This is a genomic window from Terriglobia bacterium, from assembly GCA_020073085.1.
Lineage (GTDB): Bacteria > Acidobacteriota > Terriglobia > JAIQFV01 > JAIQFV01 > JAIQFV01.
Genome location: JAIQFV010000001.1, coordinates 123,584 through 135,858, shown reverse-complemented (window position 1 = coordinate 135,858; position 12,275 = coordinate 123,584). Strand labels below are relative to the sequence as shown.

Sequence of the window (12,275 nt, the reverse complement as noted above, 5' to 3'; positions counted from 1 at the left end):
ACTCCCCGGTCCCCCCGGTTGTAAAATCTTGTAACGTAAGAAACCTTTTCAAAAAGATTGGCGTCTTAACGTGTAACTTGTCCTTACCTCCAACTGAGGACAAACCCGGGATGGCTGGTGTCGCAACCCAACCAGCCTTCCCACTTCCTTTTAATAAGCCTATTAAATCACGAGAGATCCAGGAACAAAGGTCAGACGCCCTGAGTTCGATCCAGGGCAGACCTTTTCTTCTGGTGGGAATGGGGAGCAGAGGATTTCCAAGCAAGAATCCCCGGGACTTTCTCCAGGACGGGCGCGGAGAAATTTGGGAATTTCTTGGAGGGTGGTCTGGCAACGGGATGGGCCGATTGCGGTCGGAAGATGAAACTGAGGATTAAAGTGGGGCGCGCACCGATCTCTCGATCTCTTCTTGCAGTCGCGCTCGGATCTCCTGCCACTTCTGCGGTGGGACATTGAGAAAGTACCGGGCAATCAGCGGATCGAACTGAGTCCCCGAGCAGCGGGCGATTTCCGCGCGGGCGGTCTCGTAAGGGGATGCTTTCCGATAGGGGCGGTCGGAAGTAATGGCATCGAAACAATCGATGACCGAGAAGATCCGGGCGCCCAGCGGGATGTCCTCTCCCTTCAGTGTGCGAGGGTATCCGGTCCCATCAAATTTCTCCTGATGTGCCAGGACAATCTCCGACGCGGACTTGAGGCCATGGATTCCATCGAGAATCCAATAACCAATTTGAGGGTGCTTCCTCATCTCCACCCATTCCGCCTCAGTCAGTTTGCCAGGCTTGAGCAAGATATTGTCGGATACTCCAATTTTGCCGATGTCATGAAGCATGGCCCCTCGGCCAATATCCGCCAGCAAGTCCTCGTCCACCCCCACCACATGTGCCAGATGCAGTGTATATTCGCTCACCCGCCTGGAATGGGCCTGGGTTTCACGTTCGCGCGCATCCAGCGCCGCGACCAGTGCTTCCAGAGTTGTTTCTGAAGCGTTCTGAAAATGCTCGAAAGTCTTGCGGAGCTCGAAGGTCTGATTCCTGACGACCTCCTCAAGCTGCAGCACGTATCGCCTTTGACCGACATCCTCCTGGTGCAAACGGAGCGCTTTCCGGACCGTCGCGCTGATTTCATTGATCCGGAAGGGCTTCAGCACATAATCGAGGGCGCCCATCTTCATGGCCTGCACGGCCATGAACACATCGTCACAGGCGGTCAACATCAGGACCCCGACTTCGTCATGACGACTCCTGATGGCCTCGAGTAACTCGAGACCGCTCATGCCGGGCATCCGGACATCGGAAAGGACCAGATCAAAGTGGCTTGTCGATAACGCAGAGAGCGCCTCCTCGGCATTACTCGCCGCGCTCGTTTGGTACCCCTGGCCTTTGAGACACTGGTCCAGAAGTTGGCGGATGGGCTCTTCATCATCGACAATTAGAATTGCTTCTCTCGGGACTTCGCTCATCTGTGGTGTTTTCGTCTTCTCGAAATTTGCAGCTCAACGGTACGGCAGGGTTTACCCCGAACGCTCAAAGGCCGGGTCTTTTCAAGCAACCTCATTTGGTCCGGCAAGTGGTTTGGTGACACCGGGCCACGCAGCCAGTAGCCTTATCGGCAGACTCCTTATTAAACCATAGAGAATTTTATTATGATGGGGGATCGCTCCCTTGGTTGTGGAACCGCGCTTAAGAGGCGTGCCCAGCCGCTCGCCCGCCCTGGTGTTGAAGAAGACCACGTATCTGGAAAATTTGAGTTCCCCGCGAATCAGGCTGATCGTTCCCGTTCCGTCCTGAGGTCAGGACAAGAGGGCTGCAGGTTGTCGCAGACGGGCTTCTGAAAAGTCTGGGGATGAGGCTACTGGATGATGACCCATTCGGATGAAGGGTGGGAAAACTCGCACCCATGCAAAAAAGGACCGTCCGGGCTGACCTGGCCATTCCAGGCGACCCGTGCCGCCGTCAGGAGCGCGGGCCGGTTGGGGGAAGGAGCCTCCGATTGGCGTATCTCAATGAGGCCCCCGACCGGGACCCGAACGGGCAACCGCACCATTGCCCCCAGTCGGCTGACATCGCCGGTTTCCCCGCCGACTTCAAAATCGTTTCCAGATTCATCCCTGCCCCGCACAATAAGAGGGATCTTCATGGTGACGCGGGGGGCCCTGCGCCGTTCCACGGGAGATTCTTCGAGGGCGCGCTTGAGCGAGTCCGACATTCGCTCTATGGAAAAAGGCTTTTCGATGTAGTCGAGGACACCCATCTCTTGGGCCGTCGGCCAGACCATGTGTCGGGGTTTTCCACTCATCAGGACGATGGGAATCAATTTGGTCTGTCTGATGGATTTGAAGATCTCACACAACATGAATCCGCCCATTTGCGGCATCATGACGTCCATCAAAATGCAGTTCGGCCGTTCCAGGATGGCCCGACGGATGGCTTCCTCCCCTGTCCCCACTGTCACCACCTCGTATTGACCGGCAAAGGCCTCGGAAACGAAGGTCCGAATCTGCGGCTCGTCGTCGATCACGAGCAACCTTCTTCTGTCCATGCTGAACCTCTCCGTTGACGTTTGAGCGGTAAGAACTCACCGCTTTGGACTCTGACGCACTACCATCATGAAACACAATTGTTTCAGGAATTTCTCGTATCGCGGCCAGAGACTTCCGTAAGGATTTCGAGAAGATTGCCCTCCTTAAACAGAATCTCCCTCTTGACAGAAGAGGGAATTGTGAATAGATTGTGAATAGATATTCACAATGGAGTATTCGATGGCCACCGAGAAGTTGAACACCGGCCTCAGGCAGGAGCAAATTGCTCAAGCTGTCCTCGGTTTGATCGCCACGCGTGGGGCAAAGGGGCTCAGCGTGGCAGCGGTTGCACGCCGGGTGGGGCTGGTTCCCTCCGCACTCTACCGGCATTTTGAGAACAAGGATCAGATGCTGAAAGCGGCCATCGACCTCTTCCAGGCTCAGGTCCGCACGAATTTTGAGGAGGTCGAGCGGGAAACCCCCCAGTGCTTGGAACGCCTCCACCGGCTTCTGAGACGACAAGTCCGAATGATCCGGGAAAATCAAGTCGTGGCCATGCCTAGAATCATCTTCTCCGACAATCTTTACGGTCGTAGTCCCCAGAAACGTGTCCAGGTGTATAGAATCCTGGAAGGTTTCATCGGGAGATTGAGCGATATCATTGTCGAAGGAAAGCAGCGGGGGGAAATTCACGCGGGCGTCGACCCCCCGAGTGCCGCAAGAATCTTTCTGGCCATATTTCAGTCCTCGGGAATTCTCTGGTTTCTAAGCGACGGAGAATTCGATGTTACTAACAATGCCGAAAAATCATGGAGGATTTTCAAGAGGGCGATTGAAGCCTAATGCGATCTTTGTGTAGTGAATAAGCATTCACATTGAGGTCCCAACATGAAGGATAAGAAGAAACTCGTTATCCCCCTTGGAGCCGTGGGGTTACTGGCAGTTGTGACGGTCCTCTACTTTGTACTTCGTTCCGGACAATCCGCGTCCTCACTTCGAGTTTCTGGGAACATTGAAGTGACCGATGTGGAGGTCAGCTTCAAGATCCCGGGCCGGATTCAGGAGCGACTTGTGGACGAGGGGGACATTGTCGCTGCGGGGGCAGTGGTGGCCCGGCTGGAAAGCCGCGATCTGGGGGAACAGGTTGCCATGCGGAAGGCAGAGACCCAGGCCGCAGCGGCCTTTCTTACTCAACTGCAGGCGGGCTCCCGGCCTGAAGAAATCGTACAGGCCGAGGCCATGATGCGACAGAGCCAGGCGCGACTGGATGAACTGCTGCACGGTTCGAGAGCACAGGAAATTGCGGCGGCGCAGGCAGCCGTAACGCGCACCCGCGCGGACGCCGAGCGGGCCAGGCTGGATTATGACCGGTACGCCCGCCTCTTCGAGAAGGTGAATGTATCGGCCCAGCAATACGATGCCGCAAAGGCCGGTTTTGAAATGGCACAAGCCAGACAGCGCGAGGCGGAAGAGCAACTGAAGCTGGTACAGGAAGGTCCCCGCAAGGAACAGATCGAACAGGCCCGCGAGGCCCTGGTCCAGGCGAAGGAAAGATATGCCCTTGTTCGAAAAGGCCCACGCCAGGAGGAGATCGATCAGGCGCGCGCCCGTCTGGAGCAGGCCCGGCAGGCGCTCGCCGTGACTGAAACCCAATTCGGTTATGCCGTACTGACAGCACCCATGCCGGGGGTCGTGCTGTCAAAGAATGTCGAACCCGGTGAGATGGTTGCCCCCGGGACCCCGGTCGTCACGATTGGCAATCTTGAGAAAGTGTGGGTGCGCGCCTACATCAACGAGACTGATCTCGGCCGCGTCAAAGTGGGGCAGCCGGCCACGGTGACGACCGACACCTATCCCGGAAAGCAGTACACCGGACATGTTTCCTTCATCGCCTCGAAGGCTGAATTTACCCCCAAGAACGTTCAAACGGAGAAGGAACGCGTCAAACTGGTGTATCGGATCAAGATCGACATTTTGAATCCCCAGATGGAACTGAAACCGGGAATGCCTGCCGACGCCTCTATCTATTTGGAAAATGCAGGCGGGGAATCAAGGCCCGCACGCTGACCCGCAAGGGAATTGCCTTCTGAGATCGCGAGGGTGAATCATGCAGGCTGGATCAGACCCGGCGCAAGCGTGATGGATCCGGCGGTGATTGGCAGCATTCGCCGGATGCTTCCCGGGGAGAATGCCCGTCGGGACTGCCTTCGAAGCCCCTGCAGGAGATGTTTTCGTGGATGCCATTAAGACCGAGACCCTGACGAAGTCCTTTGGAAGCGTGGAAGCTCTCAGCGGGCTCACGCTGTCTGTTGCAGAAGGGGAAATCTTTGGTCTGGTCGGGCCGGATGGAGCGGGCAAAACGACCACGATGCGGCTGCTCACGGCGATCATGGAGCCGACCTCGGGCGACGCCTGGGTGGCCGGACACCATGTTGTGAAAGAGGCGGAGGCGATCAAAGAAGTGATCGGATACATGTCCCAGCGATTCGGTCTTTATCCCGACCTCACCGTGGCTGAAAACATGGCCTTCTATGCCGATATCTACGGAGTCCCTTTGAAGGGACGGGGGGAGAAGGTGGACCGGCTGCTCGCCTTCAGTAATCTCCTCCCTTTTAAAAAGCGCCTCGCCGCCAATTTGTCGGGGGGAATGAAACAAAAGCTTGGCCTGGCCTGCGCCCTGATCCACACCCCCCGGATTCTCTTTCTTGACGAACCCACCAATGGGGTCGATCCCGTTTCGCGTCGCGACTTCTGGCGCATCCTTTATCAGCTCCTTCGGGAGAGGGTGACCATCTTTGTATCGACGGCATACCTGGATGAGGCGGAGCGATGCAATCGCGTGGGACTGATCCACAAAGGAAAGCTTTTCACCGTCGGTAACCCGGGAGAGATCAAAAAGTTGGCCCGCGGATCCATCATTGAGATCCGGACTTCGGAGCCGCGCAAGGCGACCTCCCTGTTGCGCCAACAGATGCCGTTCAGTGCCGTCGGACTTTTTGGAGATCGTATTCATCTTGTGGCCGTGGATCCGGAACCTGCCATGCGGCAGGTGAAGGAACTCCTCGCGGAGGCGGGGCTTGCTCCGGGTGATGTCCATGCCATTGAGCCGGCGCTGGAGGATGTGTTCGTTTCCTTGCTGGGTGAGGGAAGCACGGTAAAAGGCTGACGGGCTACTCCACCACCAAGAGCCATGGAAAGCGCGGGAAGGGAAGAGCTGAAGGCAGACCTGATCCGCGCGGTTTGGACGGTTCACTGTGGATCGCCAGGCCAAACAGGGTGGACGGCAGAAGCGTATTGGACTCGATAACCCGACGAGAAGGCAAACATGAGAGATGGCGACGCTGAGGGCGACAACGCTGTCGTTGTGGAAAATTTGGTCAAGCGGTTTGGCAGCTTTTATGCTGTCCACGGGATCAGTTTTGAAGTAAGCCGGGGCGAAATTTTCGGTTTTCTGGGCCCTAACGGCGCTGGAAAGTCTACGACCATTCGAATGCTCTGCGGCATCCTCGCGCCGACCGGTGGCAAAGGGACGGTGGCAGGTTTTGATGTTCGGACCGAGGCCGAAAAGGTCAAAAATCACATCGGGTACATGAGCCAGAAGTTTTCGCTCTATGAGGACTTAACAGTAGAAGAGAACATCGATTTCTATAGTGGAATCTATCAGATCCCGGCGGAGAGGAAGAAGGAGCGGAAAGAGTGGGTGATTGAGATGTCGGGTCTCAAAGACCACCGCCGCTCTCTCACCTCCATTCTTTCGGGTGGCTGGAAACAGCGCCTGGCCCTGGGATGCGCCATCCTTCATGAGCCGCCCATCCTTTTTCTGGATGAGCCCACCTCGGGGGTGGATCCCATCAGCCGGCGCCTGTTTTGGGATTTGATTTATGAACTGGCCGGCCGAAAGGTCACGGTTTTCGTCACCACACATTACATGGATGAGGCCGAATATTGTGACCGTCTGGCTTTGATTTACCGCGGCGAGCTGATCGCCATGGGAACGCCCGCCATCCTCAAGACCCAGTACATGCAGGAAGACGTTCTGGAGGTCCAGTGTGAGCGTCCTCAGGACGCCATGAGAGAGATTGAGCAATTGAGGGAAGTCCAAGAGGCCGCCATGTTCGGCAAAGGGCTCCACGTTGTGGCCAAAGAAGGTGATGCCGCGGCGGCCACAGTGCGCCGATTGCTGGAGGAGCGAGGGTACGGACCGGCACGGGTGGGGAAGGTTGCTCCTTCCCTGGAAGATGTCTTTGTGTCGCTGATTGAATCGCGCGATCGCGCCGAACGACCGATTCAGGACGTGGGACAGTAATCGAGGGATGAATCCGTGAAGACCGAATCACGCGATTGACTTGGCGAGAGACGTGGAAGGCAATCAAACCACGCGTTTCTTTGGTGTCTCCCGGATGGGAGCGGGGACGGATCACAAGGGCATGAGATACCGGTTTCTAAAGAGGCAGCCATGAAGTTCCGACGTCTTTGGGCTGTGGCGCGAAAAGAGTTTATTCATGTCATCCGGGATGCGCGCAGTCTGGCAATCTCCATCGCGCTTCCAATGTTGATGTTGATCCTTTTCGGGTATGCCCTGTCCCTGGATGTAGACAACGTCCCGCTGGTGGTGTGGGACCAGAGCCAGTCCCAGGTGAGCCGGGAATTTGTCAGCAGGTTCGGCGGCTCCCGCTATTTTTCTATTCGCGGCTACGTGGCGGATTACCCGGAGCTGGAACGGGCCATCGACACCCGCCGGGCAATGGTCGCGCTGGTGATTCCCACGGATCTCGCCGGACAGGTGGAATCGGGACGGGCTGCCACGGCCCAGCTGATCGTCGATGGGAGCGATTCGAACACGGCCACCCTGGCGATAGGGTACGCCGAGGGCGTCACGCAGGTTTTCTCCCAGGAGGTGGCGCTTGAGAAAATCCGCCGTTCCGGTGTTTCCCCCCTCCGCAATCCGCTCGAGGTGCAACCGCGCGTTTGGTTCAATGCCGACCTGGAATCGCGGAACTACATTATCCCCGGGCTCATTGCGGTCATCATGATGATCATCGCCGCCCTGTTGACCTCGCTGACGGTGGCGCGCGAGTGGGAACGGGGAACCATGGAGCAGCTCATTTCCACCCCGGTCAAGAGGCAGGAGTTGATCCTGGGCAAGCTGCTGCCTTACTTCACCATTGGCATGTTCGATGTGCTTCTGGCCGTCCTCATGGGGCGGTTCGTGTTCAAGGTCCCCTTGCGCGGGAGTGTGCCCCTGCTGTTTATCATGGCGGCGTTGTTCCTGGCGGGCGCCCTTTCGATGGGCATGCTGATGAGTATCACGACCAAGAGCCAGCTTCTCGCCAGCCAGATGGCAATGGTGCTGACCTTCCTGCCGGCATTTCTGTTGTCCGGATTCGCGTTCGCCATCTCCAATATGCCCTTGCCGCTCCAATTGATTTCTTATCTGATCCCGGCAAGATATTTCATCACCCTGCTCAAGGGAATCTATCTCAAAGGCACCGGCCTCAGGATATTGGGACTGGAAGCGGCGCTGCTGACCCTGTTTGGGATTGTGATGGTGGCCATAGCGAATTTGAAATTCAGAAAGAAATTGGAATAGTTATGTTCGAGCGCATCAAACACATGCTGATCAAGGAGTTCATCCAGGTCTTCCGTGACCCCAAGATGAAGCGCATTATTTTTCTCGTCCCCGTCATCCAGATCCTGGTTTTCGGTTATGCGGTCACGACCAACGTTAATCACGTGGCGACCGCGGTCTATGATCTCGACAACTCGGTCTCTTCCCGGGAACTGGTGGCGCGGTTTGAGCATTCAAAATACTTCGACATCGTCGAGTATGTGACGAGTGATGCGCGGGCGGGCGAGTTGATCGACCGCGGGGAAGTCCTCGCCGTTCTTCGCATAAACCGCGGTTTCGAGGACGATCTGCAGGCAGGGCGTTCCTCAACAGTCCAAGTTCTTCTCGACGGAAGCGACTCCAATTCAGCCGGGATCGTGCTCAACTACTGTACCCGGATCGCCGGCGAGTTTTCCCGGACCACCCTGATCGAGCAATTCAAGAGACTTCGCGGCAACGCTCCCCTTCCGCCCACCGTGGAGTTGAGCACCCGCGCCTGGTTCAACGAGAACCTTGAGAGCCGCGATTTTTACATCCCCGGCGTGATCTCCCTGATGGTCATGCTGATCACGTTGCTGCTCACCAGCATGGCAGTTGTCCGGGAAAAGGAAATTGGAACCATGGAGCAGGTCATGGTCACTCCCATCCGGCCGGTGGAGTTCATCCTGGGCAAGACCGTCCCGTTCGCCTTAATTGCATTCTTCGATGTCATGGTAATCACCGCGGTGGGCGTGTTTTGGTTTGATGTCCCGATTCGGGGGAGCCTGGGGTTGCTCTTCCTTTCGACAGGACTGTACCTCATGCCGTGCCTCGGAATCGGTCTGTTGATTTCCACGATCAGTCAGACTCAACAGCAGGCTATGCTCAGCGCATTTTTATTCTTCCAGCCGGCCGTGCTCCTTTCAGGATTTATCTTCCCGATCGCCAACATGCCAAAGTTCATCCAGTGGCTCACCTTGTTGAATCCGATGCGATACATCCTGGTGATCGTCCGGGGACTCTTCCTCAAGGGGGTCGGAACCGATGTCCTGTGGACCCAGATGCTGGCCTTGGGGGTGATGGGGGTGTGTACGCTGTGGCTGGCCTCAAAAAGGTTCCACAAGACCCTGGAATAAGACGACCCCAACTCGAAGGGCGGGATTCCGACCCGCTTTTAAGCATCGTCGGCGATGGGTCTTAAGCCCTCTGTGGATGCCCCGGGGAATATTGGGGGGACCGATGCCCCGGAGTTTGCCGAGTCCGCTTGCCCAGACAAGCAGTTTCAATCCGCGCGCGTCTGGAGAACTTCGGCTTCTTTCTTCCCTTCAATTTTCAACCTGAATCGGTGCATAATAGCGCCCTCAGTCACGAGGAAAATCATATGACCTGGGCAACCGTCGAGGGTTTCCCTTTCCCTCAAGGCGTCTCTTGGATCGTCGAAGAGCAAGCCTACAACTTTTCACTGTATTCGAAGCACGCCGAGAGCGTCACGCTGCTGTTATATCAGGAAGGGGATCTCATCCACCCCATTGCCACCTACTCCATGGATTATCTGAAGAACAAATCCTGGAGAAACTGGCACTGCCGCCTCCCCGAGCCGGCAATGAGGGACGCCCGCTACTATGCATACCGGATTTCCGGCCCGCCGCCGAACGGGCGTTTTGAATGGCATGCCTTCAATCCACAAAAGATTCTGTTCGACCCATACGCAAAATCGATCTTCTTTCCTCCCGACTTTGATCAGCGAGCGGCCGTTCAACCCGGACCCAATGACGGCAAGGCGCCGCTGGGTGTGATTGAAAAGTGGGTCGACCCCTTCGCCGGGGGGAACCGACGTGCTATTCGCCATGAATCGGACGCCATCATCTACGAGCTGCACGTGAGGGGATTCACGAATAATCCCAATTCCGGCGTTGCTCCCGAGAAGCGGGGCACGTTTAGCGGACTCATCGAAAAGATCCCTTATCTCAAGGATCTTGGGGTCACGGTGGTGGAACTCATGCCCATCTTCCAGTATGACCCCCAGGCAGCGGAATACTGGGGTTATATGCCCCTGGGTTTCTTTGCCCCCCACCATGGCTACGCCAGTTCAAAACGGCCCGGTGATGCGAACATAGAATTCAGTTCCATGGTTCAGGCTCTGCATGAGGCCGGCATCGAGGTTCTCTTGGATGTTGTATACAATCACACCGGCGAAGGGAACCAGAACGGCCCCGTGTACAGTTACAAAGGCATCGATAACAGCACCTACTACTTCATCTCCAACCCCCCTTCGGACCCTTACGCCAATTTTTCCGGTACCGGAAACTCGCTTCACTGTGCCAACCGGCATGTGCGGAGAATGATCGTCGACAGCCTTCGACACTGGGCAAGGGACATGCACGTCGATGGATTCCGGTTCGACCTCGCATCAGTCTTTTCCCGGAAAGACGACGGGTCGATCAACATCGATGACCCGGCCATCTACGGGGAAATCGTCACCGATCCCACCCTGGCGACCACCCGGCTCATTGCCGAGCCCTGGGATGCGGCCGGGGCATATCAACTGGGTCGGTCCTTTCCCGCGGTGAGGTGGTCTCAGTGGAACGGCAGGTTCCGCGACGACGTGAGGCGATTCGTGAAGGGCGATGCTGGAACAGTGACTGCCCTGATGCAGCGTCTTTACGGCAGTGATGACCTTTTCCCGGATGACCGGATGGACGCCTACCATCCCTACCAGAGCGTGAATTACATCGCCTCCCATGATGGTTTTACGCTTTATGACCTGGTTTCCTACAACCAGAAGCGCAACTGGGAGAATGGTCAGAACAATACCGATGGGACGAATGACAACTACAGTTGGAACTGCGGTTGGGAAGGGGATGAAGGAGTCCCCCCTGAGGTCATGAAGCTGCGCAAGCGCCAGGTCAAGAACTTCAGCTGCCTGCTCTTTCTATCCAACGGGACCCCGATGTTCCGGATGGGAGATGAGTTCCTCCGGAGGCAGGGTGGCAACAATAATCCGTACAACCAGGACAATCCGACGACCTGGTTGGATTGGGATCGACTTCAAGCGAACCAGGACATTTTTCGATTTTTTAAGCGGATGATCGCGTTCCGCAAAGCCCATCCGTCGCTGTGCCGCAGCCGTTTCTGGCGCGATGATATCCGATGGTACGGGGTAGGCCCGACCGTCGACATGTCCTACGACTCCCACAGCGTGGCATTCAGCCTCCATGGGGCGTCACAGCAAGACGACGATCTCTACGTCATGGTCAACGCCTATTGGGAGGATCTCCCTTTCATCCTTCAGGAGGGAGGGTTCGGGGAATGGAAACGGGTGATCGACACGGGGCTGGACAGTCCTGGAGACTTTTGCGATCCCGGCCAGGAAGTGCCCCTCCAGTCCGGGACCTATCTTGTCGGAGCACGGTCGATCGTGGTCCTGATGAGAAAGAGGGGATGATCGGGCTCAGCGAAGCACGGTGGAAAACAAGGCGCGTTATCCAGTCTGTTCATGAAACTCCACGTCTGGGGGAAGGACCGAGATAATGCGCTTCCTGCTATCCTGCACCTTCTTGCGAGGCCTTGTCGACGCTCCCTGAGGCTTCCCAGGTTGGATCAATCCTCCTCAAGGCTTCCGCGGCCCTCTTGCGAACCGCCGCATTGCGGTGCTTGAGAGCCGCCGCCAGTGCCCGATTGGCCCGGGAATCGCCGATTTTTGAGAGGGCTTCCGCGGCAGCCGAGCGCACCATCCAGTTATCCACCCGCAGCGTTGCCAGCACCAGGGGTTTCACGGCGCGCTCATCCCGGATTTCCCCAAGCGTCTGTGCCGCTGCCTGTCGGACTTCCCAATGGTCGTCTTTGAGTGCCGCCAGGAGTTTGGGAATGGCTTTCTTGGTGATCTCCAGCTCGGCCCAGTGAGGATCGATTTGGCTCAAGACCTCCTCCACCATCTCCCGAACCGAGAGGTTAGGGTCCAAGAGAGCCCCCACAAGAGGGGTGACCGCCGCGGGCCCCCCCAGATCTGCAAGGTCGCTGACTGCGCGCATTCTCTGTTCCGGAAATTCCGACTTCAAAAGCCGCAGGGCCTGCCATAGCTTCACTTTCATCCAGAGTGTCACCCTGGGGATTCCTTGGTCGGACAGGAGGGTCTTCATTGTTTCTCTGCCATGTGAACAAATCGGA

General features: G+C 56.8%; 10 protein-coding genes. 7 read left to right on the top strand and 3 right to left on the bottom strand.

Annotated features, from left to right (window positions below; translation table 11 throughout):
- Positions 1–373: 373 nt before the first annotated feature.
- Positions 374–1,462 carry a response regulator gene (locus tag LAO21_00545; protein MBZ5551175.1) on the bottom strand — a complete coding sequence of 363 codons (1,089 nt, stop codon included), beginning with the start codon at positions 1,460–1,462 and terminating at the stop codon, positions 374–376.
- Positions 1,463–1,851: 389 nt separating this feature from the next.
- Positions 1,852–2,541: a response regulator gene (locus LAO21_00540; protein ID MBZ5551174.1), complete on the bottom strand. Its 690-nt coding sequence runs from the start codon at positions 2,539–2,541 to the stop codon at positions 1,852–1,854.
- A gap of 220 nt (positions 2,542–2,761) precedes the next feature.
- Here LAO21_00540 and LAO21_00535 point away from each other — a divergent pair, with 220 nt between their 5' ends.
- The 7 genes from LAO21_00535 to LAO21_00505 all read left to right on the top strand — a co-directional run bounded on the left by LAO21_00535 (position 2,762) and on the right by LAO21_00505 (position 11,553).
- Positions 2,762–3,364, top strand: coding sequence for a TetR/AcrR family transcriptional regulator (locus LAO21_00535; protein ID MBZ5551173.1), 603 nt, complete (start codon positions 2,762–2,764; stop codon positions 3,362–3,364).
- A 45-nt stretch (positions 3,365–3,409) separates the two neighbouring features.
- Entirely contained in the window at positions 3,410–4,588 is a 1,179-nt protein-coding gene (locus tag LAO21_00530; protein ID MBZ5551172.1) for an efflux RND transporter periplasmic adaptor subunit, read from the top strand.
- 166 nt (positions 4,589–4,754) lie between these two features.
- On the top strand, positions 4,755–5,687 hold the full coding sequence (locus LAO21_00525; GenBank protein MBZ5551171.1) for an ABC transporter ATP-binding protein: 933 nt from the start codon (positions 4,755–4,757) through the stop codon (positions 5,685–5,687).
- A gap of 159 nt (positions 5,688–5,846) precedes the next feature.
- The gene (locus tag LAO21_00520; GenBank protein ID MBZ5551170.1) at positions 5,847–6,827 is read left to right on the top strand and encodes an ABC transporter ATP-binding protein; all 981 of its coding nucleotides are present in this window, start codon (positions 5,847–5,849) and stop codon (positions 6,825–6,827) included.
- 150 nt (positions 6,828–6,977) lie between these two features.
- The gene (locus LAO21_00515) at positions 6,978–8,111 is read left to right on the top strand and encodes an ABC transporter permease (GenBank protein MBZ5551169.1); all 1,134 of its coding nucleotides are present in this window, start codon (positions 6,978–6,980) and stop codon (positions 8,109–8,111) included.
- 2 nt (positions 8,112–8,113) lie between these two features.
- Positions 8,114–9,244, top strand: coding sequence for an ABC transporter permease (locus tag LAO21_00510; GenBank protein MBZ5551168.1), 1,131 nt, complete (start codon positions 8,114–8,116; stop codon positions 9,242–9,244).
- Positions 9,245–9,489: 245 nt separating this feature from the next.
- Entirely contained in the window at positions 9,490–11,553 is a 2,064-nt protein-coding gene (locus LAO21_00505) for an isoamylase (protein ID MBZ5551167.1), read from the top strand.
- Positions 11,554–11,650: 97 nt separating this feature from the next.
- Here LAO21_00505 and LAO21_00500 read toward each other — a convergent pair whose 3' ends face one another.
- Entirely contained in the window at positions 11,651–12,199 is a 549-nt protein-coding gene (locus LAO21_00500; protein ID MBZ5551166.1) for a HEAT repeat domain-containing protein, read from the bottom strand.
- Positions 12,200–12,275: the final 76 nt, after the last annotated feature.